The organism is Thiohalocapsa sp. ML1, from assembly GCF_001469165.1.
GTDB lineage: Bacteria > Pseudomonadota > Gammaproteobacteria > Chromatiales > Chromatiaceae > Thiohalocapsa.
The window spans coordinates 24,407-51,227 of sequence record NZ_JABX01000010.1; the positions used below are offsets into that span (position 1 = coordinate 24,407).

The window sequence follows — 26,821 nt, forward strand, 5'->3', positions numbered from 1 at the left end:
CACCGCCGAGCCTCGGGCCGCGCGCCGCGACCAAGTGCCGCGCTCAGATCAAAATCGCCCGCGCCTCCCGCTCGATCTGGCACGCCGAGATGCGATGGCGCTCCATCAGCTCCTCCGGCGTGCCGGAGTGCGGCTCGCCAGCGATGCCGAGCGTGAACACGCGGCTCAGCCGGCCGACGGCGGCGGCAACGGCATCGCCCAAGCCGCCGTTGCGGTTGTGGTCCTCCACGACCAGCAGCGCGCCGGTCTCCTCGGCGGCGCGCTTGAGCGTCGGCATGTCGAGCGGCTTGATGCTGTAGCAGTCGATGACGCGGGTGGCGACGCCGGCCTCGCGCAGCCGCTCGGCGGCATCGAGGGCCGTGTGCACGGTGATGCCGGCGGCGATGAGCGTCAGCTCGTCCTCCTCGGACTCGGCCAGCGTCATGCTGCCGCCGATGCGAAAGGCCTCGCCCGGGTCGTACAGCACGGGCGTCTTGCCGCGGGTGGTGCGCAGATACACGATGCCGTCGTGCGCGAGGGCGGCCTCGGTGAGCCGCGCGGCGCTCACGCCATCGCTGGGGTAGAGCACCGTCGTGGCGTCCAGCGCGCGGAACATCGCGATGTCCTCGAGCCCCATCTGCGAGGCGCCGTCCGCACCGATGGACACGCCCGCATGGCTGCCGCAGATGAGCATGCGCGGCCGGTGCGAGTGCACGGCCATGCGAATGAAGTCGTGCGCGCGGGTCAAAAAGGCCGCAAAGGTGGCCACACAGGGCCGCTTGCCGCTGACCGCAAGCCCGAGCGCGGCGCCGAGCAGGTTCTGCTCCGCGATCTGGCCCTCGATGAAGCGCGCCGGAAAATGCTCGGCGAAGCCTTGCGTCTTGGTGGAATTCTTCACGTCCCCGTCCAGCACCACCAGCTCCGCCATGCGCTCGCCGAGCTGCACCAGCGCGTCGCCGAACGCCGTGCGTGTGGCGACCTCGTCGCCAATGCCGTAGCCGAGCCGGATCGGATGCTCCGCCGGCTCCGCCGCCGCGGCCCCCGGGCGCGTCTCCGGGCGCAGGCCGGCCGGCACCCGGCGCGGCTCGACCGGCAGTTGCGGCGCCTCCGGCGCGTCGATCTCGGCAAGCGCGGCGTCGAGCTGAGGCGCGGCCAACGCCTGCCCGTGCCAGCCGTCGGCGCCCTCCAGAAAGGACACGCCGCGGCCCTTGACGGTGCGCGCCAGGATCGCCGTCGGCCCGGCCTCGCGCGTGGCGGCCAGCGCGCCCAGGATGGCCGGCAAGTCGTGCCCGTCGATCTCCAGCGTGCGCCAGCCGAAGGCGCGAAAGCGCGCGGCGAGCACGGACGTGTCGTGGCCGTAAGGTGCCGGGCCGCTCTGCTCCAGCGCGTTGACATCGACAACGGCCACGACGCGCGCGAGCGCAGTGTCGCCGGCGAACTGCGCCGCCTCCCAGACCGAGCCCTCGGAGCACTCGCCGTCGCCGAGCAGGCAGAAGATGCGCGCGTCGATGCCGTCCATGCGGTCCGCGAGCGCCATGCCGTTGGCGGCTGCAAGCCCTTGGCCGAGCGAGCCCGTTGCCACCGGCACCCAAGGGTTTTGCGGCGTCGGGTGGCCTTCGAGGTCGCTGTCGAGTTGGCGGAGCGTCATGGGGTCGGACTCCATCGCGCCCGCCTCGTGCAGCGCGGCCCACAGGAGCGGCGCCGCATGGCCCTTGGACAGGATGAAGCGGTCCTGATCCCGCGCCGGCGGGTCGCCGGCCCAGGGGCGCGCCGGGTCCCAGCGCATTTCGTGGAAGAAGAGCGCAGCCACCAGGTCCGCCGCGGACAGGCAGGAGGTCGCATGCCCCGAGCCCGCCGCCGACGTGCTCTTCAGCGACCACGCCCGCAGCCGCGCCGCGACCCCGGCGAGCGGCCCCGAGCTCGCCACCGCGGCGAGCCCGCGGGCGCGCTCGGCGAGGCCGGCCAAGAGCCGGTCATAGGGGGCGATGAACTTCTGCACGCCGGCGGCCGTGAGCTCGTCGGCGACGGCGTCCATGCTGATCTCCAGCACCTCTTCGAGCCGCCGAATCAGCTCGGCCGCCTCCGGCGCGGTGCTCGCGAGCGTCGGCGCAACGATGCCGTGGTCGTGGAAGGCATCGGCCGTGGTCACCGGCATGGTCGTGACGGTGTCCGGGCCGATGAGGGGCTCGATGTAGTGCACATCGCTCAGGCTCGGGTCCTTGGTGCCGGTGCTCGCCCACAGCAGCCGCTGCACCGGTGCGCCGTGCTCGGCGAGGTGCGCCCAGCGCTCGCTCGACAGCACCTCGCGAAAGCGCGCGTAGGCGAGCCTGGCCAGCGCAACGGCGGTGCCGCCGAGGAAGGCCTGCGCCGTCGCGCTGAGCGCCGGGTCCACCTGCGGGTGGATGCGCTGGCGCAGGCGCTCGTCCACGGCAGTGTCCACGCGGCTGAGGAAGAAGCTCGCGACGGAGCAGACCGTGTTGATGGCGCGGCCCTCGCGCAGGCGCCGCTCCAGCGCGCGCAGGTGCGCCTGCAGGGTCGCCTCGTAGCCGTCGAGGCCGAACAGCAGCGTGATGTTGACGTTGATGCCGTCCGCGAGCAGCCGCTCCACCGCGGCGATGCCGCGGCGTGTGCCCGGCACCTTGATGAGCAGGTTCGGCCGGCCGACCGCGTCCCACAGCCGGCGGCCCGCGCGCACCGTCGCCTCGGCGTCGTGCGCGAGGTGCGGCGACACCTCCAGGCTCACGCAGCCGTCCACGCTGGCGCCGTCGGCCATGGCTTGTTCGTAGCGCGGCAGCAGCAGGTCGCAGGCGTCGCGCACGTCGTCGACGGCGAGCCGTTCATAGATGGCCTCGGGGTCCACGCCTGCATCCCCAGGCGCCGTCGTCTGCTGCGCGATGCGGATGCGCGCGTCATAGGCGGCGCTGCCGCCACCGCCGTCGCCGAGCATGGCCGTGGCGAAGATGGCCGGGTTCGACGTGACGCCGGAGAGCCCCTGCTCCTCAATGCGCCGTTGCAGGCTGCCGTCGTCCAGCATCTGCCGGGACAGGCTGTCGAGCCAGAAGAATTGGCCGCGGTTGCGGAGCTCGGCGAGCGGGCTTAAGGGCATGCGGGTCTCCCTTGATGTGCATGGCCGATGCGGGTCGGCGCGGGGGTGTTCGGATTCATCGGCAATGAGCAAGGGGCGGACCAGTGCGCGGCGGCTGCGGGCGCGGCACCGGCAGGCCGCGCGGGCGGTTGCGGCGCGCTGGCAGGCGCGTGCGCAATCGCGTTGGCAGCGCGGCACAGCCCGGGGCACTTGCCCCACCCGCCGGCGCAAATGCACCGGCTGCACGGCCCTGCCCGGAGGGCGCTGCCGGGCGATACCCGCCCGGCGCCGCCGTTCGGGCTGCGTCGCGGCGGCACGCGCAGGACCCGACAGCGCGCGGGCGAGGCCGGCATCGGGTTTGCAGCGTGAAGGCCGGCAACCGCCGCGTCGGCGGCCCCGGCGCCGCCGCGCCGACCCGTGCCGCTGCCCTTGCCGGCACGCCCTGCCCTCACCACCACGGAGCCCTCCGATGTACCCGCTGGTCCAGTCCATCGTCGCCCTGATCGCCGGCATCCTGATTCTGGTGCGCCCCTCAATCCTGAACTACGTCGTCGCGATCTACCTGATCCTGGTCGGTGTGCTCGGGCTGCTCGGGGCGGGCGGTCTCGTCGTCTGAGCCCGGGAAGAGCGCCGCCGGCAGCGTTAGCCGACAGCTTTCGCCGACAGCAGCACAAGCCTCGCATCACAAGCCTCGAAGGAGCATCCCCATGGCCCAAGCCTCGGCCACCCTGCACGAAGACCCGGCCAATCTGAGCGCCCACACGCGCGACATGCACCGCGCGCTGGTATCGGTGCAGGAGGAGCTGGAAGCGGTGGACTGGTACCGCCAGCGTGCCGACGCCTGTACCGACGCCGAGCTGCGCGAGGTGCTGCTGCACAACATGCGCGAAGAGATCGAGCACGCCGCGATGCTGTTGGAATGGCTGCGCCGCAACGACGACAGCTTCGCCGAGCACATGAGCACCTACCTGTACGCGAAGGTGCCCATCGTCGAGGCGGAAGAGGCGGCCACCGGCGGGGACGCCGGTGAGACCCAAGCCGAGTCCGCGTCCGGCGCCGCGCCGGCAACGCCCCTCGGGCTCACGCTCGGCAGCCTGAAAGGCCGCTGAGCCGGACCACCGCACGGCCTGCAAGGAGGTCACCTGTATGAATCACCTGAACCGAGACGCCGCCGGCCTCGATGAGGCCATCTGGTCGCAGATCGACGCGGCCGCCCGCGGCGCCGCCGCCGATCGCCTCACCGCCCGCCGCTTTCTGGACGTAGACGGGCCCTACGGGCTCGGGCTCACGAGCATCGAGTCCGGCCCCGAGGCGGTCATCGACGGCACCGAGCCCGGTGCCGAGCTCGCCGCCACCATCGGCAGCCGCGCGCTGCCGGTGCCGATGCTGAAGCAGCCCTGCGCGCTCAGCGTGCGGCGCGTGGAAGGACATCGCCAGCTCTCCCTGCCGCTGGATCTGCGGCCCGTGGAGGACGCCGCCGAGGCCGTCGCGCGGCGCGAGGAGCAGCTCGTCTACCACGGCGTGCCGGAGCTGGGGCTGGACGGGCTCATGACCGTTGCGGGCCGTGCCGAGAGCGGCTGCGGCGACTGGAGCGACCTCGCCTGCGCGCTCGGGGACGTGCTCGACGCCGTCAACCGGCTCGATGCCAACGGCTTCGGCGGCCCCTACGCGCTGGCGCTCGCGCCGACGCGCTACAACGCGCTGTTCCGCCGCTTCGAGGGCAGCGACATGCTGCAGGTGGACCACCTGCGGCGCCTGTGCGAGGCGGGCGTGTACAAGGCCAACGTGCAGGGCGGCGTGCTCGTGGACCCGCGCGTCGGCAACCTCACCATCGGGCAGGACCTGCACGTCGGCTTCGCGGCCAGCGACGGCGTGCACCTCAATCTGTTCGTGTCCGAGAGCCTGGTGCTGTTGATCGATGATCCTGGCGCCGTCTGCACGCTGGCGCCCGCGGGGTGAGCGGTTCGTCGCCGTGGGACCGACTTCCAGTCCGCCCGGGGCCGGATCAGTCCTCGGCACTAGTACAGCAGTGCGCAAATCCCGAGACCGTCTGGGGTCGTTGTCGTGGTCGTCATCGAATGTCGGAGGCGTTGACTGGCGTTGACTGGCGTTGACGGGTGCTGACTGGCGTTGACGGGTGCTGACTGGAGTGTTGACCTCCAGGTCAACACAGCGAGAGAGCGGGAAGCACTGACATCGCGAGTGCTGGCCGACCTGGAGGTCAGCGCTCCGGCCCGGCTCGGGCTCGGGCTCGGCTCCGGGCTGGCACCGGCCTTCAGCCCGCCAGATGCAGCACGCGCACGGCCGTGCCGGCACCGCCGGCAACGGGCAAGCGCTGGGTCGGGGCGTCGCGCAGCTCCTGGATGAACACGTTCAGATAAAGCGTCTCGGTCTTCGGGTTCAGCCAGTCCACGCCGCTCGGCGGCAGCAGGCAGCGCAGCGGGCGGACCTCGCGGCCACGCGCACCGCGGTCGGCGGCACGGCGCAGGTCGAAGTAGGCAACAGACCAGTCGGTGTCGTCGATCAGCAGGTCCAGGATACGCAGCTCACTGCCGTCGGCGGTCTCCGCGCGCAGGCCACGCAAGTTGTCGGCGCGGATCATCTGGTCGGCGGACAGCGCCGTCTCGGCGCCCAGGTCCGGAGCAGTCTCTGCCGCGTGCACCGGCGGCGGCGGCGGATCGAGACCGGCCTCCGGGGCGATGCGCGCACGCCAGTGCTCGCGCCAGTGCGGCGGCGTCAGCACGCCCGCTTCCGCGAAGCCGGCGCGCCCGCTGCCCACGTCGAGCAACGGGCTCGCCTTCAGTTCCTCGGCGGTGAGATTGATCCCGATGCGCCCGCGCACCTCGTCTATTGTGCCGAGGATGCGGGGCGTCAGCAGCGCATCGCGGTCCAGCGCCCAGTTCTGCGCGTCCACGGCAAGAAAGCGCACGTGCCAGTCCCGGGCGTCGAGCATCAGATCGGTGAGCCTGGCCTCGAAGCCGTCCTGGGTCACGAGCCGGCAGGCGAGCAGGGTCTCAGCGGAGCGGTAGGTCGAATGCATCGTGGCTGACCTCCAACGCTGGAAGTGAGGTGCTAGGGGCTAGGTGCTAGGGAGGCGTCGCCTCAGACCGACGAACCGTGCTCATCGCTATCGAAATCGGGATCGAAATCGAAATCGGTATCGAAGCAACAATCGCGCCTCTCATCGCCGTAGCTGGTCTGACCCTCTCGAACCTAGTATCCCCTTCCCCCTAGACGCTGCATTGCAGCCATGCGGTTCCGGTCCGTAACCGATGTAACCGTTCGAGAGATCGTGGCTTCTCGTGGCCTAATGTCATGTCATGTCGCTTCCGATAGCGATCCCGATAGCGATAGCGATTTCGATAGCGACGTCATTGCCGTCGGGTTTCGCTGCGCTGACTCGGTCGCGGGAAGTGTACCGGTAGTTTCTAGCCCCTAGCCCCTAGCCCCTGATTCCCGCCGAGCGGCGGACCAAGCGGCGCGGCAGCCCGGGGAGCAGAAGTAGATGACGTAATCCTGCGCCTCGGCGACGACGGCCTCGTCCAGCGGGATCTCGCGCCCGCACTGGCCGCAAGCCAGCGGCTCAGGGCGCGGGTCTGCGGCCGGTTCGTCCGGGTCCGGCGCCCGTGCGGTGCGCGCCGCGGCGGGTGCGCCGGTGGGCTCGTCGTCGGGCTTGCGCTTGGGCTCTTCTTTGGGCTCTTCCTTGGGCTCTTCGGGGCTTGCCATGGCGTGATCTCCGCGGTGTGGGCGTTGCTGTCGCTGCCGGGTGCCGGCCGCAGGCCTCAACGACCGCGGTTGTCGCGCACCATGGTCACGTCGAGCTCGGGGCCGGTGATGAACCCATTGCGCATGCTGCCGTTGGCGCGCACGCGATCCCCGACGTCAGCCTGCCGATAGCGGCTCGCACGACAGCGGGTCGGTGTTCAGCCGGAGCGGTCCCGCGGTGCTGCCAAGCTCGATCCTCTCATCACCAATGGACACGGCGGTTCCGCGCACGGCGGTTCCGGACAGGGCGACCGCTGCGGCGTCCTCCCCATCGCAGGGGTCGGAGTAAAAGCTCGTGCCGAGGCTTCCCGACCTAGACGCTGGCTGCGTCGAGCGTGGTGGCCTGGAGCAGGCCGTTGTCGATGCGCCCGGCAATGCCAACGTGGTCGCCCGGCAGCAGCCGATAGGCGTCCGCATCCCGGTCGCCGTCGTTCATATCAATGTTCGATGGTCTGGCGCATGTCATGTCTCCGCAATCGGTGGCAGAGCCGGCACGCCGGCCTGCGCGGGCTGCAAGAGCCCGCCGGACCCGGCGCGCCGGCGCGGACGATGGCCGGGGGGCGTCAGCTATGCGCGTCCACCTGCTTCTCGGCCTCTTCCTTGGTGATGCCGTACAGCTCCTGGAGACGGCCGACGAGCTTGTCGCGCTCCCCGTTGATGCGGGTCAGGTCGTCGTCGGTGAGCTTGCTCCACTGCACCTTGAGCTCGCCCTTGGCCTTCTCCCAATTACCGCGTACTTGTTCCCAGTTCATATGACCTCCGGACCGGGTTACCGGTCGTTTGCTGGGTGGGTTGGTACCAAACCCCGAATGCATCGGCCGTGCCAGGCTTGGCCGGCCGGCCATCGGGCTCAACCCCGAGCCGCACCGCAGCGCCGCCGACGGGGCGGCAAGCGCCCGGCCGATCAGCAGGGACGGCACCGATGCGAAACTCCGGCGCGGGTCATTTGACCCAGCGCCCGGGTGCAGATCCCCCATACCCCGCTCCGGCTCGGCACCTGGGGCTCGGTGTTTCATCGAGGACGCGCCCGATCGCGCGCGGCAAGGCGGCCGAGCAGGCACAGCCGAGTCGCTGGCGTGGAAGTTGCTGACGCTTGCGGCAGAAACCCGGCGGCTCGTCGCCGAGCGCCGCGCGACAGCCGAGCGAGCGCCACCGACCGGCGGCCGAGCTCGCAACCTCGGCGGGACACCCCCGCGGCACCCAAGGGAGGCATGCTATGAAAACAAGTAACCAGGTTCTGACCGTGCTCGGCGTCATTGCGGCACTGCTGCTCGCCTTCCTGTGGCTGCGTTGGGGCCCGGACAGGTGGGAGGTGCAGATTACCGGCGTCACCGGGGACGGGCGCGGCGTGCAGTACCGCATCGAGACGGTGAAGGCCGGCACCACGGATACGCTGACCTTCATCAACGAGGACGCGGGCTTCTGGCCGCCCTACTTCAAGTTCGATGCGGCGGGGCTTCAGTCCGTCGCGGGCCGGATCTCGCGCAACTGCCCGGACGTGCCGGTGACGGTACGCGGCTATGGCTTCCGGCTACCGTTCCTCAGCATGTTCCCGAATGCCGTGTCCATCGATGCGCCAACACGTTGCCTCGAGGCACCGCAGACCGACACGCCCGCGCGCCGCTCCTGACGCGGGCGACGACGCCTCGCCGGCTTGCGTCCGCGCGGAAAGCTGCCGACCCCATCCACCCACACCGGCGAGGAGCCGATCCGCATGGCGCATGCCGAAGACGACACCGCCCCCATGGGCCCGCGCATCTACAACCTCTTCCCCACCCTGCTCGGCCCGCTGCCGCGCTGGCACGAGCGGCTGCCGGCTATCGCCGAGATGGGCTTCGACTGGATCTTCCTGAACCCGATCCACCAGCCGGGTGCCTCCGGCAGCCTGTACTCGATCAAGGACATGCGCGAGCTGCACCCGCTGCTGCGGCCCGCTGGCGCCGACCCGAGCGACGACGACGCCGCGCTCCGGGCCTTTTTCGCCGCCGCGCAGGACGCCGGCATCCGCGTAATGCTCGACTTGGTCATCAACCACACCGCGCGCGACGGCGTGCTGGTGGACGAGCACCCGGAATGGTTCGCGCACGACGGCCACGGCAACATCCGCTCCCCATCGGTGGCCGATCTCGACAACCCGGATCAGGTCACCGTCTGGGAAGATCTCGCTGAGCTCGACTACACGGAGCGCCCCGCGCGCGAGGCGCTGCTGACGCACTGGGAAGATACGATTCGGTGCTATCTCGCCCTCGGCATCCATGGCTTTCGCTGCGACGCGGCCTACAAGCTGCCCGGCGAGGTCTGGAAGCGGCTCATCGATGCCGCCCGCGCCGAGGTGCCGGACGTGCGCTTCTTCGCCGAGACCTTGGGCGCCCCGCAGCACGCGATCGAGCAATTGCGCGGCGCCGGGTTTGACTACCAGTTCAACAGCAGCAAGTGGTGGGACTTCCGCGCCGGCTGGCTGCTGGATCAGTACGACAAGCTGCGCGACCTGGCGCCGTCCATCGCCTTTCCGGAGAGCCACGATACGGTGCGCCGCGCCGCCGAGGGCGACGGCAGCGCGCGGGAGTCGCGCTTCTGGTACCTGTTCGCGGCCGTATTCTCTTCCGGGGTCATGATGCCCATCGGCTACGAGCTCGGCTTCGCGAAGGCGCTGCACGTGGTCGAGACGACGCCTGAGGATTGGGACGCGGGGTGCGCCGAGTCATGCTTCGACATCAGCGCATACATCGGCCGAGTCAACGCCATGAAGGCGGCGACGCCGGTGTTGAACGAGGAAGGGCCGCAGGCGCGCGTCACCGACCCCAACGAAACGCTGGTCGGCCTGGTGCGCCGTTCCGAGCACGGCGGCGCGCGGAGCCTGGCGCTGATCAATCCCGACCCGGAGCAGACCGTGCCCTACGGCACCGAGGCCCTGGCCGGGCTGCTCGGCACCGACGCTGCGAAAATCCACGAGATCACGCCGGCCAAACCGGGCGGCGGAGAGATCGACAAGACCGCATGGCGCGAGGCGATCGATGTGCCGGTACCGCCGCGAAGCATCCGCGTGTTCGTGACCGGGTAGCGCGCTCAACGGCCAGCCGCGGCAGCGCGACGCACGCGGCTCCCCGCCCCCTGGTCCGCGCCTTGCTCCGTTACAGGCAAATTCTCGCAAACCAACGGAGCCGCCATGGACACCACCGACCTCTGGACCGAGCTCGCCACCCCGGGCGGGCGCATCGTCTATCTCGTCATGGACGGCTTAGGCGGGCTGCCGAGCCCGGACACCGGGCGCTCGGCGCTGGAAATGGCCGAGTCGCCGAACCTAGACGACCTCGCCCGCGACTCGTCCTGTGGACTGATCGAGATCGTCGGCCCCGGCATCACGCCCGGCAGCGGTCCGGGGCATCTCGCGCTGTTCGGCTATGAGCCGCTGCGCTGGCGCATCGGGCGCGGTGTGCTGTCCGCGCTCGGCATCGACTTTCCGCTGCAACCGGGCGACCTCGCCGCGCGCGCGAACTTCGCAAGCCTGAACGACGCCGGCGACATCACCGACCGCCGCGCGGGCCGCATCCCGACAGACCTGAACCGGCGGCTCTGCGACAAGATCAAGGCATCGGTGACGCTGGACTTCCCGGGCGACTACTTCTTCGAGCCGGAGTCCGAGCACCGCGCCGTGCTGGTGCTGCGCGGCGAGGGGCTGTCGGATGACCTGCCGGACACCGACCCGCAGCAGACCGGCCGCCCGCCGGTGGACATGGCACCGGCCAGCGACTTGAATAGCGATAAGGCGGCGCAAAGCGCCCGGCTGGTGGCGGATTTCCTGCGCCAAGCACATGCCGCGCTCGCGGACGAGTCGCCGGCGAACGGGCTCTTGCTGCGCGGCTTTCAGCGCTATGAGCGGCCCCCGGGGCTCGCCGAGCGCTTCGGCCTCAACGCGCTCTGCCTCGCCGCCTATCCGATGTACCGCGGCCTGTCGCGGCTGCTCGGCATGGAGGTGGCGCCGTCGCCGGAGGGCATCGACGGGCTCTTCGACGCCATCGAGCAGCACTGGCACGACGACTTCGACTTCTGCTTTATGCACGTGAAGGGCACCGACTCCGCCGGCGAGGACGGGGACCTCGCACGCAAGGCCGCCGTCATCGAGGCGGTGGACGAGCAACTCCCGCGGCTCCTGTCGCTTTGCCCCGACGTGCTGGTCATCACCGGCGATCATTCGACGCCGGCCTCCATGGCCGCGCACAGTTGGCACCCGGTGCCGGTGCTGCTGCGCGCGCGCCACGCGCGGCGCGACGAGGTGGTCCGCTTCGAGGAGACCGCCTGCCTGGGCGGCGCCCTTGGGCTGCGCCCCGGTTGGCATCTCATGGGGCTCGCGCTGGCGCACGCGCATCGGCTGAAGAAGTTCGGTGCCTAAACAGCGGGGCTGAGCCTGAGCGACGCATCATGGCGTTGTCGTCATGGTCGTTTTCCGATTGCGACGATGACAACGAAGTCGAAGGCCGAATCTTCGGTCCACCTCCGGCAGCAGGATAGGCGGCGGCGCTATGCAACAATTGCGCTCAGGTTTCCCTCGGTGGCCGGCCCGTGCTCGATTCGCTGACCCGCATCGTCGATCGTTCCCTCATCCGGCTGCGTTGGCTGTCGGTGGCCGCGATGGTGCTGGCGGCGCTCGCGAGCCCGCACCTGCTCGGCCCATCGCCGCTCCGGGACATCCTGCTCCTGTACGCCGGAGCGGTCGGACTCATCAACCTCGCTTTCCTGATCACGGGCCGGCTCGGCGCCGCCGCTGCCGACGCCGGGAGCACGGCCTGGTGGATGGCGCCAGCGGTGCAGCTCGGCTTCGATCTGCTGGCCTGGGGCGGCTACGTCTTCTTCTCCGGCGGCGCGACGAATCCGCTCATCTCGCTCTTGCTGCCGCTGGTGGCCATCGGCGCGCTGGTGCTGCCGCCGCGGCAGGCGTGGACCCTGGCACTGGCGGCGGTGCTGATCTACTCCGGCCTCTGGCGCTTCCATGTGCCGCTCCAGATCGAGGATGTCGCCCGCGCCGGGCCGCTGCACCTGTTCGGCATGTGGCTGGTGTTCGTGATGTCGGCGGTCTTGGTGGTGGGGTTCATCCTGCAACTGTCCGCCCGCGTGCGCCTGCGCGACGGCGCACTCGCCGCGGCCCGCGAGCAGGCGCTGCGCGACGACTGGCTCATCGCGCTCGGCGCGCAGGCCGCCGCTGCGGCGCACGCGCTGGGTACGCCGCTCGCCAGCCTGAACGTGCTGACGGATGATCTGCTGGACGACCCGCGCCTGCCGGACGCCTTCGCCGCCGATGTGCGCGCCATGAAGACGGAGCTCCGCCGCTGCAAGGCGACCCTGGGCCAGCTCAGCGCGCAGGCAGGCCAGACCGGCGGCGAGCCGGCACCGCGCCACCCGGCCGACGCCTGGCTGCAACGGCTGGTCCAGGGCTGGCGCCAGGCACATCCCCAGATTGCCGTCGCCATGGCGCAGCAGCCGCTCGTCGACGCCCATCTGGTGCAGGCGGACAGCGCGTTGGAGCGGGCCATCACGAACCTGCTCGACAACGCGGTGCGCGCCGGCGCCCGCCGCATCCGGGTTTCGGCAGAGGCCGCGCTCGGCACGCTCAGGGTCGAGATCACCGACGACGGCGGCGGCATCCCGGCGGCGGCGCTGGCGGCCTTCGCGGCCCGCGAGCCACAGGCGGCAGCCGGCGGGCTCGGCGTCGGCCTGCTGCTAGGTCGCGCGGCGGTGGAGCGCCGCGGCGGCAGCCTTGCGCTCGCCCCGCGCACCAACACCGCCGGCACCCTGGCGCTGCTGCAACTGCCGCTGGCGGCGGAGGCCGGACATGTCGCCTGAGCCGGCGCGGCTGCTGCTGGTGGATGACGACGCGCACTTCCGCGCCGTGCTAGGGCGCTCGCTGACGCGGCGCGGCTTTCTGGTGGACACCGCCGCCGCGCCCGAGACGGCGCTGTCGCTGTGCACCGAGCGCCCGCCGGCGCACGTGATCCTGGACATGAACCTCGCCGGTCGCTCCGGCCTGACGCTGATCCGCCCGCTGTTGGACCTGGCCCCGCGGGCGCGCATCCTGGTACTCACCGGCTATGCGAGCATCCCCACCGTGGTGAGCGCGATCAAGCTCGGCGCCGCGCAGTACCTGGCGAAGCCCGCGGACGTGGCGGACATCCTGCGTGCCCTCGCGGACGACGGCGACGGCGCGGCACCCGCCGAGCCGGCCCCGACGCAGCGCCCGAGCGTGCACCACGTGGAGTGGGAGTACATCCGGCGCACCCTCGCCGAGCACGGCGGCAACATCAGCGCCACGGCCCGGGCGCTCGGCATGCACCGGCGCACGTTGCAGCGCAAGCTCGGCAAGCGCCGCCCGCCGCCGCCGCCGGCTGGCTGAGCGACGGCATCAGAACCGCAGGTTGACGCCGACGTAGAAGGACCGCCCCATGCCCGGCACCGCGGTACCCCAGGCGAGGGTGCCGTCGGTGGGGTTGATCACCATGGTCCGGCCCTGGCCGACATAGGCACCGCCGAGCGGCAGGTCGTACATGCGATCAAGCAGGTTCTCGACGCCGAAATCGAGCCGCACCTTGGGCCAGGCGTAGCTGGCGCGCAGGTTGACGAGGGAGTAGCCGGGGGTCTCGATCTCGTTGCGCACCGTGGACAGATGATCTTTGGTGTCCACCATGACCACCTCCAGCGCGTTGTCCCAGCCGCCGAGGGCCTGGGTGAGCGTCAGGGTCAGGTTGAGGGGCATGATGTTGTAGAGCCCCGCGCCGGTGTCGAGGTTCTTCCCTCGCGTATAGCCGAGCACGCCGGCGAGGCCGAAGCGGCCGAGCTTGCCCTCGCCGAGGGGCAGCCTGCCAGCCACGTCGATGCCGTAGAGCTCGGCATCCTGGTTGGCATAACGGAGCACGTTGAATCGATTCGCCCGCCAGGTGGCCGGGTCATAAGCAACGGCGTCGATGTAATCGGTGACGCGGGTGTAATAGGGCGTCGCCGTCAAAGCTCGGGTATCGTCCGGGTTCTGCCAGGCAAAGGTGAGTGCGACGGTGTCGGCCTGTTCCGGCGCAAGGTCGATGTCGCCGACGTAGCCGTTCCCGTCGCCGACGGTGTTGTTCATGATCGCGGCCATGGTCCAGCTCGACCAGGTGTAGCGCTCATAGAGACTCGGCGAGCGCACCAGGTGCGCGTAGCCGAGCTCGATGCGCGCGTGCTCGTCGATGCTGTATTGGGCGAGCAGGCTCAGGTTCAGGTTGCCGTCAATGCGGGCACGGTCGCTGGCGTTGAAGGCGAGCGCCTCGGCGCTCTGGTTGCCGGGGGCCGTCGGCGCGCTGCTGTAGCCTCGAACGTCGCCGGTGTCCATGTCCACCCACTCGTAGCGCACGCCGAGCAGCGCGAGCCAGTCCGCCGCCGGGCGCATCTCCAGCTCGCCGAACAGCGCAAAGCGATCGCGCTGCCCATCGTTGATGTTGTCGAAGGTGCCGGGCCACATGGCGGCACCGGACGGCGGCCACCAGTCGTCGAGGTCGTAGCCGCGATACTCGGCCCCCAGGCGCAGCAGGTGGCGCGCGGACAGGTCGATGTCGGCGGTGAGCCCGAGGCCGAGCGTCTTGCTTTCGGTGTACATCGGCATGCCCTCGGCGCAGGTGCTGCCGATGGGCGCGCAGGGCATGCCGTTGATGGCCATCATGCCGGAGGCGGGTCCGTACCAGAAACGCTTGTCCGGGCCGAAGTCCATGAAATGATCCACCTTCTCGTAGAAGGCCTGCGCCGCGAGCCGCCCCCACGCGAAGTCGCCGCTGTAGCGGAGATTGAGCTGGGTTGCCTCGTTGCCGAGCATGTCCATGCGCTGATTGGGATAGAGCTGCCGCGGCACGTCCTGGTAGCTCACCTGTGCCGTCAAGAGGTGATTGTCCCGGCGCCACGCGAAGCCCAGGCGCTGGCTCTCGGTCTCGTAGGCGCTGGAGCCGACCTCGTCCAACCCCAGGGTGTGGCCGACGCGGCCGGTGGCGGTGGTGGTCTTGAAGTCGCGGGCCGCGTCGTAGTTGTCGGCGTTGGCGAGGGCGCCGACGTAACGCAGGCCGACCTGCTCATTCGCCGCGGTGGCGGCGAGATTCGCGCCGTAGGCATCGCCGTTGCTGCGGTAGTAGCCGCCGAGCTCGCCGCCGAGCAGCGTCTCGCCGGGCGCCGCCAGCTCCGGCACCAGCGTCTCGGCAACGATGCTGCCGCCGATGCTGTCGCCGCCCTGGCTCACCGGCACGATGCCGGCATACACCGCAACCGAGCCGATGGCATTGGGGTCCACATAGGACAGCGGCGGATTCATGTGGTTTGGGCAGGAGGCGGTGAGGTCCATGCCGTCGATCCTGATCCGCAGCCGATTGTCCGCGAGGCCACGGATGGCCGGCAGGCTCGATACGCCGCCCGCGCCGTAGAGGCTGACGCCGGGCACCTGTCGCAGCAGCGCGGCGCTGTCGCTGGTGCGGGCGCGGGCGCGCTCAAGCTCGGTGCGATCGAGCACCGTCGCCGTCGGCAGCGCGCCGGACTGCGCGGGCCTGACGACGATCTCATCGAGTGTCGTGACACTGTCCGCGTGCACCGGCCCGCCGGCCGCGACCGCGGCACCGGCAAGTGCCAGCAACGCCCGTACGCTGTAACTGTGCGCCATCTTGATGCCCCTTGCGACGATCCCAGACCGCAGGAATTGTCCAGGAACATCCGCAAACCGGGGATGCGACAAATTGTCGCGGCGTCCCGCCGCTGCAGCGACAACGACAACGACAACGAAGCCGAGACCTGGAGCCGATCCCTCACTCCGGCGCTGCGGGCACCACCGCCGGCAGCCGATCCGGTCCCGGCACCGCTTGGCCCGTGTCCTCTCCGTTGCGCTTGCGGATCTGTCGGTTCAGCGTCCGAAAGCCCTCCTCGATGGACGGCTCCATGACGACGATACGCCCCTGGCTCAGGATCACGCGCACGAGCTGCGGCATGCCCGACTCCGCGGTGGCCTCCAGAAACACCCCCTGCATGTAGGTGACGACGCCATCGATAGGCACGACGACCATGCGTCCGCGATCCGCCCGGGCGCCGCGCTGATCCCACAGCGTCAGCTCCTGGGACACGATCGGGTCCTGCTTGATGAAGGCGTCTACCTGTGCCGGGCCATAGACCAAAGTCCCCTTCGGAAAGCTGTAGATGACGATGCGGCCGTAGTTGTCGCCATCGCTGCCGACCACGGCCAGCGCGCGCATGTTGCGCTGGCCGAGCGGGGTCATCGGCACGAACAGCAGGTAGTCGAACTGGTCGCGGTCGAGGAGGTTCAGCGTCAGGTAATAGGACGTGATGCGATGAATATCGTCGCGCCATTGCACCGTCGGCATCTCCCAGGCGTCCTCCTGGTTGTAGAAGGTCTGCGGATTGGTCTGGTGGTAGCGGGCATAGACGTCCATCTGCACGTCGAAGAGCCGGTAGGAATAGCGCATGTGCGCCTGCAACGCCGACGGCATCTCGGAAAGCGGCTTGAACAGGCCCGGATAGATGCGCGCATAGGCCGCCGCGATGGGGTCCGTCGGGTCCACCAGATAATAGTCAACGGTGCCGTTGTAAGCATCCACGACGACCTTCACGGAATTGCGCACATAATTAAACGGGATGTCGAACCGGCGCACTTTCTGATCGTACGGCTTGGAGTAAGGATACCAGTCCGAGTGCGTCAGAATGTCTTGAATCCAGTACAGCTTGCCGTCGGCGACCACGACATAGGGGTGCTCGGCGAGCGTCAGGAACGGCGTCAGCGTGTTGATCCGCTCCATGATATTGCGCCGAAACAGGAGGCGGCTCGCCGCGGTCGTCTGCGTGGTGTACAGAATGTTCTCATCACGGAAATAGATCGCAAACACCAGCTTGCGGAACAGACTGCCGATCGGCACGCCGCCCTGTCCGCGATAGTCCGTCAGATAGGTCTCGCCGTTGGCGGCAAAGTCGATCTCGCGGCTCGCGTTGGGCGCGATGACCGGGTGGTACTCGCCGGTGCCGAAGTAGATCGCGGGCTCCTCGATCTCGAGCCCAGGCGAAGACTCCGGCGGAATGCCCCTGACGAACCAATTGGTCGGCTCTGCGCCGCCTTGGGCGGCCGGCGTCATCACGATGCCGTAGCCGTGGGTGTACTTGAGCCAGCGGTTGACCCAGGTCGGCGCCGGGTCGGTTAGCTTGTCGAGGTGGATCTCGCGGGCGGACAGGAACACCTGCTGATAGACGTCGTTGATCTCATAGCGACCCACATCGACCGCCTCGAACCGGTAGTAGGGCCGGATCTCCTGGAGCTGCCGATAGACCTTGAGCAGGCCGTCCTCGTCCCAGATCGGGATGTTGTGGAGGCTGACGGCAATCTCCGGCGTCACCTCCTCCCAGGCATCATCGCGAATCGGATACTCTCGGGTCTCCACGTCCGTGAGCCCGTAGGCCGCGAGCGTGGCGCCGATGTTGTTCATCATGTACGGCGCCTGGCGGGTCATCTCGTTGGGCTGGACGACGAATTCCTCCACGGCGGCCACCACCGCCGGCGTCCAGCGCAGTACCAGCACGGCAATGAGCGCGACCAGGGTGACGCCGAGCGCCGCGGTCCCCTTGCCGGTGTTGAGCCGGTACAGCAGAAAGCCGCCGGCGAACAGCAGCAGCAGCATGGCCGCGATGATGAGCGGCAGCGTGACCACCATCTCGCCATAGCCCGGGCCGTAGAACAGCGGCAGGTGCCGGTCCGTATAGAGCAGCATGAAGGCGTCGCCGAGGAAGTAGAACGCGCCGAGCAGGAACAGTGCCGCCGCGACCACGGTCAGATGCACCCGCGCGCCACGGCGCAACCGTGTGCCACCGCCGCGGCGCGGCATCGCGCGGTGCTCCAGGCGATATAGCAGCAGTAGCCCGATCAGCACCACCACCAGCGCGGCGACGACCTCGGCATAGATCAGCACATAGATGGGCAGCGAGAACAGGTAGAAGCTCAAGTCGAGGCCGAACACCGGATCATCGCTGCCCGCTTCCGGCGCAAATAGAAAGAGTAGCGTGTCCTGCCAGCGAAAGAACAGCGGCAACGCGACGAGTATGGCCAGCGCCAGCGTCAGCGGTAGATACAGCGCGAGCGAGCGGGACTGAAAGGCGTGATAGATGCGGTGCGCGCGGCGCTGTTGCGCCGTCTCTACGCCGAGCTCGTGCGGTTGGCGTGCGCCGAGGAATCTGGCCCCTAGCCGGAAGTTCAAGAAGAACAGCAGGAAGAAAAAGACCACCGCCGCGATGAACACGACATAGCGGTAGAGGAGCCGCTGCCAGAAATAGTCCCCATAGCCCAGCGCATCGAACCACCAGAGCTCGACGAGAAAGTTGTGCAGCAGCCAGCCGAACAGCGCCGCCAGGACGACGAAGGCGAGCAGAACGCCGAAGACGATGAAAGACGCGCGTTTCCAGCCGGGCATGGTTCCTCCGGGTCGAGTCGAGCCGCCGGTCACCTGCCGCAGGGCCGCCGGGGCAGGCGATTAGGTGCCGTGCGTGCGAGCGCTTCAGTTGGCGGGGCCTTTTGGTTGTGGTCGTCGATGTCGTCTAGCGGAGCGAGCACGGCAACAACATCCGACGGATGCTTTCGGGTCTCGCCGGGGTCGAGTCTCAGCGAAACCTGGAGCAAGTTCCGTTCCGGCCCGAAGCGCTGTGTCGCGCAGGTTGGGGGCCGACTTGCGTTGATCCCCGGGCCGGCCGCCGTCTGCTGCGCCGGCGACCAGGAGCCGGCGCAGGTCGACGTCGTCCAGCGCCAAGCGTGCCTCGCCCTGCAACGGGCGGGCGTCCAGGGTGGCGGGCCGCGCTTAGCGGGCCGCGCTTAAACGCTCCGCCATGGGGTCTCCCTGGGACTGGACAGATCAAAACAGCGGCAACAACGCAGGATTCGTGCCTGCCCGGGCGGCCGGGGTCGATGCCGAGCGCGCGCCTGGCTCGCCCGCGCCCGCCGGCAGCCGCCGCCGCGGGCACCGGCGGAAGCGAAGCCCCGGGCAAAAGCCACCAGTTGCGGGGCAAACCGCCCGCGCCACCGCACACCAGGCGTCGGCGCAGCCTGCCTGCGGGGCGCAGCGAGGCGCAAAAGGCCGCTTCGGGCGGCTGTTTTCGCGCATGCATCCGGCGCCGGTGCGGCTGGAACGTCCCTTGCTGCAAACCGACACCGGGCCATGCGTGGTCCAGACAGCCCCTACTGAGAGCAGATCCAGAAAGCATGACATCGAATCCAGCAAAGGCCTCGCACCACGCTGCGGGCAACACCCGAGACCGACGGCGCGACGATGCCACCGGCCGGCAGACCTGCGAGGAGGCCGCCGCACAGGCCGACACGGCGCGCGTGGCCATGGTCGCCTTCTACGCCGACCCCGCGGCGGCGCATCGCCACCTTGATCTGCTGCTGAACAACGAGGCACCGATGGACCGCGTCTCCGTGCTCGGACGCGCCGACGCGAGCGGCGACGACCCGCTGGGCCTCTACTACGCGAGCGCCGGCGAGCGCATGCGCGGCTGGGGCAAGCTCGGCGCCTTCTGGGGCGGCATCTTCGGGCTGCTCGGCGGCGCTGCCGGGCTGTTCGTGCTACCCGGCGTCGGCACCGTCATGGCGGCGGGCCCGCTGGTGGGCTCGCTCACCGGTGCCGCCGCCGGTGCCGGTGCCGGCGGCGTACTGATGGCAGGTGCCGGGGCGGGCCAGCAGCTCGCGGTGGCTATTCACCGGCTCGGCATCCCGGAGTCCTGTCTCGGCGACATGCAGGAGCGCCTGGCCCGCGGCGAGACGCTGCTGATGCTGATCATGGACCCCGACGAGGCCGCGCGCTGGCGCCCCCTGCTGGAGGCCACGCCCAGCCGCGATCAGGCCGGCGCCGGCGCGCAAACCTCGGACCTCACCTCGGACCCAGCCGAGCAGACGGCGGCCGCCGCGGCGCCCCTGCCCGGCCCGGTCGCACTCTGGCAACTGCCGTTCACGGGGGTCGCTGACGCGATCCGGGAGCAACTCTGATGACGTATGCAGCGCAACTCCAGCCGCGCCCGGCGGCACGCTTGGACGCCCCGGCCTTCGGTGCCGGCACGGCGGCGGCGACCTACGCCGGCGACGCACCCCACGCCATCGGTATCCCGGTGGGCCTGCACTTCGGCGACGGCGCCTGCGCCAGCGGCGTGGCCACGTCCATCACCGGCCACGGCATGTTCGTTGCCACCGCCATGGAGCCGACGCGCGCCGGGTGCGTGGACGTGCGCCTGATCCCGCGCTGCGGCTGCGGCGGTGGCGCGCACAGCATCCGGCTGCCGTCGCTGATCATGTACCGCAACGAGGCGGGCATCGGGCTCCTGTTCCGCCACCTCGACCCGCGGGCGCGGGACACGGTCCGGTGCCTGACCGAGGACTGCCCGGACTGAGTGGCAAGACCTGGGTACGCCGGATTTATCCGGCTCCCCCTGGGTACGCCGGATTTATCCGGCTCCCCCTGGGTACGCCGGATTCATCCGGCTCCCCCTGGGTACGCCGGATTCATCCGGCTCCCCCTGGGTACGCCGGATGTCGTGAAGGTTCACAAATAACCGGTGCACTCGTTGCAGCGGAACCCAACGTTGGGCTATCGCTATCGCAGAAGCTCGATTTCGATTTCGATTTCGATTTCAATATCCCGACGAACGGCTGCCCGCCGACCGAATCGGCGTACCCGGCCTTTGGTCAGCGACCAAACCCCTAAACTCCTCAATCCGCCAGCATGAAGCCGACGCCGATGCGGTTCACGCTGTGGTCGTAGTCGAGCAGGCTCTCGCCGTAGCCGTTGAAGTACTGCGCGTAGAGCCTGATCCGCCCGCCGACGGGCCAGCTCCAGTCCAACTGCACCGTGGGGTGCTCGGGGCTGCGCAGCATGACCCCGAGCCGATGCCGGCCGAGGTCGTAGCCGGCATGCAGCTCGCCGAAGCCGAGATAATCCTTGATGTCCGGGTTGTCGGACGGGTTGGCGCCGAGCAGCGACCAAAGCCTTACGCCCAGGCTGAGATCATCCCGCTCCACGGTCGCCTGGCCGATGAACCGATTCCAGCCGCGGGACAAGGGCTGCGAGCGGCCGTTGGACTGATGGTTGGCCGCGGCCCGCACCGAGGTCAGGCGCCAGCGCGAATCGCCAGTGCCGATGCGCCAGCCCGGCTCCCAGTGGAAGCCGACCTCGGGCTCATAGTTGGTCTCGCGAAAGGGCGACGAGTACTCGCGGTTGTAGGCCTGGAAAAAGGCGAGCTGGCTATAGGCGAAATACAGATCCAGCGGGCGGTTCGCGATGTTCGTCCACAGCGGTACCTCGAAGCTCAACTGGAACTTGATCTCCACATTGTCGAAGGCGCCCTCGCTGAAGAGCGGCAGATCAACGGTGGCCTGCTCCTCCAGATTCGGATTAGGGTTGCTGTTGTAAGCGACGGGCAGGACGTAGTTGGGCCGGTAGGGCAGGATGCCGAAGAAGCGCCGCCGCTGCGACACCGCCTCGGCTTCATCGGCGTCGGCGAGCCGCTGCTCAACGCTGCCGCTGTCGGCATCAGGGTCCGGGTCCGCGGTCCCGTCGACTTCTTGCACGCGCGGCGTCGGGCCGTCGGCGCGGGCCGCGAGCGCATCGAAGCAGGCGAGCCGCTGCTCCGGGCCGTCGATGCGCGCGCAGCGGGCCAGCCCCAGCGCGGGGCCGGCGGCCGACTCGGGCAGGCCGGGCGCAAGCGCCGCGGCGAACCCGGGCCAGATCAACAAGAGCCCTCCAGCCCCGAGCGCCCGGCGGAGGCCGCACGCGCCTGTGTGTTCCGGCATCGTCTTCATCCCCGGCGGACACGACCCGCCTGTTGCTGCTGCTTGATCCGCACGTCCGCCTCGCTCTGGGCTCGGCCGCCGGATAGCTGGCCGGACGCGGCGGCCCGTGCAAGCGCCCTTGCAGGACATCACGAGACACACAGCAAGAGCGATGCCGGGCCGTGGCCGGGGCGTCGCCGGTCCGCTCGGCCGCCGCGGCGGTGCTTCTGCCCCGCGCGCCGGGGCAAATGCACCGCGCGGCCACGAGGGAGTTGGCGCCGGGCTTGCCGCGTTGGCACCCCGCGTGCTCCGGACGATAGGCACCAACGGCAACCAGGAGGCAGCGCCATGCTCCATCTGGTCCCCGAGCGGACCGCCCTTCTGGTCATCGACATGCAGCCGGACTACACGCCCGGCGGTGTGCTGCGGGTGGCGGCTGCCGCCGACCAGGGCGAGCACCCGCTCGCGCCCGTGCGTGCACTGATGGAGACCGACCTGTTCGGCGTGCAGGTGGCAACGCAGGACTGGCACCCACCGGATCACGTTTCCTTCGCGAGCAACCATCCCGGCCACGCACCGCTGTCGCGCATCGAGGTCTATGGCCATGAGCAGATCCTATGGCCGGACCACTGCGTGCAGGGCACGGCCGGCGCCGCGCTGCATCCGGACCTGCCGCCGGCGCGGCTCGCGGCCATCGTGCGCAAAGGCATGGACCCGCACGCCGACTCCTACAGCAGCTTTCGCAGCAACGTGGGGCCGGACGGACGGCGCCCTCCCACGGGGCTCGCCGGCTACCTGCACGAGCGCGGCATCGACGGCGTCGTCTGCTGCGGCTTGGCGCGGGATGTCTGCGTCAAGTGGACCGCCGAGGACGCCATCCGCGCCGGCCTGCGCAGCCTCTTCGTCTGGGACCTTACCTGGCAGGTGGACCCGGACGCCGACGATGCGACGCGCGCGGCACTCAAGCACAAGGGCATTGAGATCGTGACCGCGGACATGCTGCCACGTGCGCTGCTCTGAGCTGGCCCGCGCCGAGCGCGGTGACCGCGCCGGGCGTCGGCGCTCCTGCGGCGGCGGCGGCAGCAGCGGAATCAGTCAGCCGCCGGCTGCAAGGGCGGTGCAGCCGCGCGCGCACAAACCGGCATCCGGGTTGCTTCCCCGTTGCCAGTGGCCCACTCAGCCCGGCGACCGCCCAACCAACCGCCCCGACACGGAGACTCGCCATGTCCTCTCGCCCTTCCCCGCCCCGCCGCCCGCTGCCGGCCATTCTTGGCGCCACCGCCGTCGCCGCCGCCCTCGCCCTGCCCGCTGCTGCACAAGACCTACCCACGGCGCGGGCCGAGCTCAAGGACCAGCAGGGCCGCACCGTGGGCAATGCTCTGCTCTACGAGACGCCGGCCGGCGTGCTGTTGCAGGCGAGCTTCGCGGGCTTGCCCGCCGGTGTGCACGCGCTCCACATCCACGAGACCGGCGCCTGCGAGCCGAGCTTCGAGGCCGCCGGCGGCCACCTGTCGCCGGACGGGCGCAGCCACGGCTACCTACGCGAAGACGGCCCGCACACCGGCGATATGCCGAACATCCATGTGCCGGAGACCGGCAACCTCCAGATTGAGCTCATGACCCTGTTGGATGACATGGACGCGCAACTGCTCGACGACGACGGCGCCGCACTGGTGATTCACGCAGGCGCCGACGACTACGCCTCCCAGCCCGCAGGCGACGCCGGATCACCCATCGCCTGCGGCGTTATCGGGCGCCAGGGAGACTGATCCGGCGCGGATCACGTCAACCATCGCGACAACGAGCCGCCCGCGCAGCACCGCGCTCTCCACGCCTGTCGGTCTGGGACTTTGCCGCCCTGGTACCTCAGCGCGCCGCGGCTGACGGGGCGCCACCGTTGGAGACACGCCAAAAGCTATGCAGGCGAAGCCCAGATCGACCAGCGCAGCGAGCGCCTTAGTTCTGCAACCCGTTCGATGGCGCCAGCGAACCAAAGGGCCAAGGGCCGAGGAGGGCTGCCTTGCCCCTCGGCCCTGTTTCCGTCGCGCGCCCTGTCGCCATGAAACTTGACTCATCCGCAAGATTTGGCACCGTAAAGGAATCGAGTACCGACACTGGCAATGCCGTTCTATAGGCCAGCCGCGAGCCACCCGTGGCTGACAGGCATCCGCGCGCCGACTATCATTAGAAGGCACTGATCAGCCCCTGCAACGTGCCTCCGGCGGTCTGCGAGATGGCACGTGCCGTCGGACGCGTCCGCGGATGCACCGGCGCTTGCAACGAGCGCCCGCACGCCGCGAGACCGTCCCCGTTCGTGCGCGCCGCCCACCGCCCATCAGGAAGAGGAGACATCCGCCCATGTTCTGGCCACGTCTACTGATCGTTCCGGCCGTCCTGCTCCTCGTGCTGGGCATTCCTCTCGGCATCTTTTACTTCCACGGTTTCATTGTCGACGCCTGGTGGTTCGGCGCCCTGGACTACGGGCTGTATTTCTGGGCGCGGGTTCTGTATCAGACCGTCATCTTCCTCGTCGTTACCCTTTTCTTTTTCTTTATGTTCTTCCTGAACTTCTGGATCGGATCACGGTATCTCGGGGCGGAAACCCCCGCCCACTACGACCACGAGCATGATCCGATGCCGGAGACTGCGGGCGCGGACAGCACGCCCCGCCCACGTTCCAAGTATCACCGGCTTTATGACCAGTTTCAGCGCGGCTCGCTGGGGATCTACCTGCCGCTGTGCCTCGCGCTCGCCATCCTGGTCGCGCTGCCGGTGTACTCGCATTGGGAGGCGGCGCTGCTGTATTTCTTTGCCCCCGGCAGCGGTCTCACCGACCCGGTGTTCGGCAAAGACATCAGCTATTATCTGTTCTCACTGCCGATGTACGGAATGCTCTGGCATGAACTGCTGACGGCCTCGATCGTCCTCCTGGGCGGTCTGGCGCTGCTCTACTGGTTCGAGCAGCATATGGTGGCCGGCTACGATCAACCCATGCGCCGCGGTGCCACGATCCATCTCGCGATCGCGCTGGGCTTCGTGATCATGATCGGCGCCTGGTACTTCGTGATGGACCGACACATGCTGCTGTTCAGCAGCACGCATACGCCGAACTTCTCCGGTCCCGGCTACGTGGAGATGACTTTCATCCAGCCGCTGATCTGGGTGTCGTTGGTCCTGTTCCTGCTCCTTGGCGTGCTGGCGATCCTCTACCTCCTGACACGCAAGGGGCTGATTGCGCTGATCGTGATCGCGATCCTGTTCGCCGGCACGCTGTCCTTTCGCTATTCGTCGCTGGTGCCGGGCCTCCTGCAGCAGTACGTGGTCGCGCCGAATGAGCTGGACCGCCAGGCGCCTTATATCCGCAACAACATCGAAGCGACGCTCGCCGCCTACAATCTGCAGAACGTCGAAACCCGGCGCTATCCAATTCAAGACATCCCGTGGGATACGACCGCCACGGAGTTCCAGGAGAGCTTGACCAACATACCAGTTTGGGACGAGGTCAAGCTGCGCAAGGTCTTCCAAGAGCTGCAGGAGATCCGCGCTTATTACGTCTTCAACAGTGTCGAGGTCGATCGCTATACCGTCAACAACGTCTATCAGCAGGTTGCGGTATCGCCGCGCGAGATCGCGTTCGCGCAATTGCCGGCGGGCTCCCGCAACTGGGTCAACGAATGGATGAAATACACCCACGGCTACGGCGCCGTGATGGCTCCAATGACGCAAGCCCGGGCCGGCAGCATCCCATGGCTGCTGCAAGGCATCCCCCCCAAGTCGAAGTACGGCATCAGCATCGAGCAACCGGGCATCTACTACGGCACTGGCACCTACTCGCCCGCCATCGCACCGAACGAGAGCGGCGAGATCGACTATGTGACGGATGACGAGCTGGTCTTGTCGAACTACGACGGCAAAGGTGGCGTGCCGTTCTCGGGGCTGTTCCGACGGGCCATCTTTGCCCTCTATTTTCGCGAGCCAAACCTGATCTTCACGGACCAGGTCAACGCGGACAGCCGCATCCTGTTTCGTCGCAACATCGCCGAACGCATCGCAACGATCGCGCCGTTCCTGGTGCTTGACCCGAGCCCTTACGCCGTCGTAACGCCGCAACGGGTGTATTGGATTCAAGACGCCTACACACTCTCGTCTTGGTACCCGTATGCCTTCTCGACACGCGCGCCCATCAACGGCGAGACGCGCGAGCTCAACTACATCCGCAACTCGGCGAAGATCGTCGTGGACGCCTACGACGGCAGCGTCGACTTCTACATCACGGAGCCGGATGACCCCATCATTCGCGGCTATGCCCGCGCGTATCCCGGCCTGCTCAAAGACCTCGACGCCATGCCGGAGGCACTCAAGAAGCATGTGCGATATCCGCAGCGCCTCTTCAAGATTCAACTCGATGTCTATGGCCGCTATCAGCAGCGGCATCCCGGCACATTCTTCAAGCAGGAAGACCTCTGGGAGTTTCCGGAGGTACAGTGGGAGCAAGAGCTGAATGAATTCATGCCCTACTACGTGACGATCAACCTCCTGGATCCGGAGCAGTTTGAATTCAGCCTGCTCGCGCCGATGAATCCCAAGGGCAAAAACAACATGCGGGCGCTGGTGGTTGCCGGCAACGACGGCGAGAACTACGGACGCATCGTGACGTACAGCTTCCCGCGCGGGTCTCTCGTCTACGGCCCTGCACAGGCGGATGGATTCGTCAAGCAAGACCCAATCGTCACCCAGGAATTCGCGCTTTGGAACCGGCGTGGTACTCAGGCCGAGCGCGGCCGGCTGATCGTCGTGCCGATCAACGGGGTGATCACCTATATCCAGGGAGTTTTTCTGAAGGCCGAGACGCTGGCTAATATCCCGCAACTGGTCCGGTTCATCACCAATGTCGGTTATCGAGTGGCGATGGAACCCTCAATGGAGGGGAGCTTCAAGGCACTGAACCAGGCCGTTCTGGACGAGAACCCGCCAGCCGATGAAGAGAGCCTCGCTGCGCCGCCGCCGCGGGCGCGCGAACAGGCCCCGCCGCCAACGCCCGACGCTGGCTGAGCGGCACCCCGGTTGCCATCGAGATTACAGCAGCATCCGTTGCTCTGGGGATTCCGCCAAACCCGCCGATTGCAGCAACCTCCGTTGCTCTCGGGATACCGCCAAATCCGCCGGATCAACCGGCAAGTCCGGCCCTGCAG

At 68.8% G+C, this 26,821-nt stretch carries 21 protein-coding genes; 13 read left to right on the top strand and 8 right to left on the bottom strand.

The genetic code is table 11. The features are described 5' to 3' along the window. Nucleotides 1-43: 43 nt before the first annotated feature. Entirely contained in the window at nt 44-3,085 is a 3,042-nt protein-coding gene (locus tag ML01_RS27025) for a transketolase (RefSeq protein ID WP_082674069.1), read from the bottom strand. Between the two features lie 448 nt (nt 3,086-3,533). Here ML01_RS27025 and ML01_RS27030 point away from each other — a divergent pair, with 448 nt between their 5' ends. The 3 genes from ML01_RS27030 to ML01_RS08150 all read left to right on the top strand — a co-directional run bounded on the left by ML01_RS27030 (nt 3,534) and on the right by ML01_RS08150 (nt 5,023). Continuing rightward, nucleotides 3,534-3,680 carry a DUF3096 domain-containing protein gene (locus ML01_RS27030; protein WP_082674070.1) on the top strand — a complete coding sequence of 49 codons (147 nt, stop codon included), beginning with the start codon at nt 3,534-3,536 and terminating at the stop codon, nt 3,678-3,680. Nucleotides 3,681-3,771: 91 nt separating this feature from the next. After that, nucleotides 3,772-4,173: an encapsulin-associated ferritin-like protein gene (locus ML01_RS08145; protein ID WP_058554906.1), complete on the top strand. Its 402-nt coding sequence runs from the start codon at nt 3,772-3,774 to the stop codon at nt 4,171-4,173. A gap of 37 nt (nt 4,174-4,210) precedes the next feature. Then, nucleotides 4,211-5,023 carry a family 1 encapsulin nanocompartment shell protein gene (locus tag ML01_RS08150; RefSeq protein WP_058554907.1) on the top strand — a complete coding sequence of 271 codons (813 nt, stop codon included), beginning with the start codon at nt 4,211-4,213 and terminating at the stop codon, nt 5,021-5,023. 316 nt (nt 5,024-5,339) lie between these two features. Here the strand turns inward: ML01_RS08150 and ML01_RS08155 are convergent, their stop codons facing one another. The 4 genes from ML01_RS08155 to ML01_RS08165 all read right to left on the bottom strand — a co-directional run bounded on the left by ML01_RS08155 (nt 5,340) and on the right by ML01_RS08165 (nt 7,581). Next, nucleotides 5,340-6,104, bottom strand: coding sequence for a hypothetical protein (locus tag ML01_RS08155; protein ID WP_058554908.1), 765 nt, complete (start codon nt 6,102-6,104; stop codon nt 5,340-5,342). Nucleotides 6,105-6,499: 395 nt separating this feature from the next. Beyond that, the gene (locus tag ML01_RS08160; RefSeq protein WP_058554909.1) at nt 6,500-6,790 is read right to left on the bottom strand and encodes a DUF3330 domain-containing protein; all 291 of its coding nucleotides are present in this window, start codon (nt 6,788-6,790) and stop codon (nt 6,500-6,502) included. Between the two features lie 352 nt (nt 6,791-7,142). Beyond that, a complete protein-coding gene (locus ML01_RS31015) occupies nt 7,143-7,265 on the bottom strand; it encodes a hypothetical protein (protein WP_256363626.1) in 123 nt (40 codons plus the stop codon). A 127-nt stretch (nt 7,266-7,392) separates the two neighbouring features. After that, nucleotides 7,393-7,581: a CsbD family protein gene (locus tag ML01_RS08165; RefSeq protein WP_058554910.1), complete on the bottom strand. Its 189-nt coding sequence runs from the start codon at nt 7,579-7,581 to the stop codon at nt 7,393-7,395. 464 nt (nt 7,582-8,045) lie between these two features. Here ML01_RS08165 and ML01_RS08170 point away from each other — a divergent pair, with 464 nt between their 5' ends. From ML01_RS08170 to ML01_RS08190, 5 genes are all read left to right on the top strand, one after another. Next, complete coding sequence (locus ML01_RS08170; protein ID WP_058554911.1) at nt 8,046-8,459, top strand: DUF1523 family protein; 414 nt, start codon at nt 8,046-8,048, stop codon at nt 8,457-8,459. An 84-nt stretch (nt 8,460-8,543) separates the two neighbouring features. Further along, on the top strand, nt 8,544-9,890 hold the full coding sequence (locus tag ML01_RS08175; RefSeq protein ID WP_058554912.1) for an alpha-amylase family glycosyl hydrolase: 1,347 nt from the start codon (nt 8,544-8,546) through the stop codon (nt 9,888-9,890). Between the two features lie 105 nt (nt 9,891-9,995). Next, nucleotides 9,996-11,219 carry a 2,3-bisphosphoglycerate-independent phosphoglycerate mutase gene (locus ML01_RS08180; protein WP_058554913.1) on the top strand — a complete coding sequence of 408 codons (1,224 nt, stop codon included), beginning with the start codon at nt 9,996-9,998 and terminating at the stop codon, nt 11,217-11,219. 170 nt (nt 11,220-11,389) lie between these two features. After that, nucleotides 11,390-12,667 (top strand): ATP-binding protein, encoded by a 1,278-nt coding sequence (locus tag ML01_RS08185; protein WP_058554914.1) that lies wholly within the window; start codon nt 11,390-11,392, stop codon nt 12,665-12,667. Next, on the top strand, nt 12,657-13,214 hold the full coding sequence (locus ML01_RS08190; protein WP_058554915.1) for a response regulator transcription factor: 558 nt from the start codon (nt 12,657-12,659) through the stop codon (nt 13,212-13,214). Before ML01_RS08185 ends, ML01_RS08190 begins: the two co-directional genes overlap by 11 nt. 9 nt (nt 13,215-13,223) lie before the next feature. On the opposite strand, the gene ML01_RS08195 is transcribed toward ML01_RS08190, so the two are convergent. Together ML01_RS08195 and ML01_RS08200 are read right to left on the bottom strand one after the other, a co-directional pair. Continuing rightward, nucleotides 13,224-15,488, bottom strand: a complete 2,265-nt coding sequence (locus tag ML01_RS08195) for a TonB-dependent receptor (protein WP_058554916.1) — start codon at nt 15,486-15,488, stop codon at nt 13,224-13,226. Between the two features lie 142 nt (nt 15,489-15,630). After that, a complete protein-coding gene (locus ML01_RS08200) occupies nt 15,631-18,288 on the bottom strand; it encodes a UPF0182 family protein (RefSeq protein WP_058554917.1) in 2,658 nt (885 codons plus the stop codon). Nucleotides 18,289-19,070: 782 nt separating this feature from the next. Between ML01_RS08200 and ML01_RS08205 the strand changes: the two genes are divergently transcribed. Together ML01_RS08205 and ML01_RS08210 are read left to right on the top strand one after the other, a co-directional pair. Beyond that, a complete protein-coding gene (locus ML01_RS08205; protein ID WP_058554918.1) occupies nt 19,071-19,853 on the top strand; it encodes a DUF1269 domain-containing protein in 783 nt (260 codons plus the stop codon). Further along, nucleotides 19,853-20,251 (top strand): hypothetical protein, encoded by a 399-nt coding sequence (locus ML01_RS08210; protein ID WP_058554919.1) that lies wholly within the window; start codon nt 19,853-19,855, stop codon nt 20,249-20,251. The genes ML01_RS08205 and ML01_RS08210 overlap by 1 nt, the downstream gene beginning before the upstream one ends. Before the next feature lie 319 nt (nt 20,252-20,570). Here ML01_RS08210 and ML01_RS27035 read toward each other — a convergent pair whose 3' ends face one another. After that, nucleotides 20,571-21,590, bottom strand: coding sequence for a phospholipase A (locus ML01_RS27035; protein ID WP_058554920.1), 1,020 nt, complete (start codon nt 21,588-21,590; stop codon nt 20,571-20,573). Nucleotides 21,591-21,977: 387 nt separating this feature from the next. Here ML01_RS27035 and ML01_RS08220 point away from each other — a divergent pair, with 387 nt between their 5' ends. The 3 genes from ML01_RS08220 to ML01_RS08230 all read left to right on the top strand — a co-directional run bounded on the left by ML01_RS08220 (nt 21,978) and on the right by ML01_RS08230 (nt 26,681). Beyond that, a complete protein-coding gene (locus ML01_RS08220; protein ID WP_058554921.1) occupies nt 21,978-22,649 on the top strand; it encodes a nicotinamidase in 672 nt (223 codons plus the stop codon). A gap of 203 nt (nt 22,650-22,852) precedes the next feature. Next, nucleotides 22,853-23,398 carry a superoxide dismutase family protein gene (locus ML01_RS08225; RefSeq protein ID WP_058554922.1) on the top strand — a complete coding sequence of 182 codons (546 nt, stop codon included), beginning with the start codon at nt 22,853-22,855 and terminating at the stop codon, nt 23,396-23,398. Between the two features lie 589 nt (nt 23,399-23,987). After that, nucleotides 23,988-26,681, top strand: coding sequence for a UPF0182 family protein (locus ML01_RS08230; RefSeq protein WP_058554923.1), 2,694 nt, complete (start codon nt 23,988-23,990; stop codon nt 26,679-26,681). The last annotated feature ends 140 nt before the right edge of the window (nt 26,682-26,821 follow it).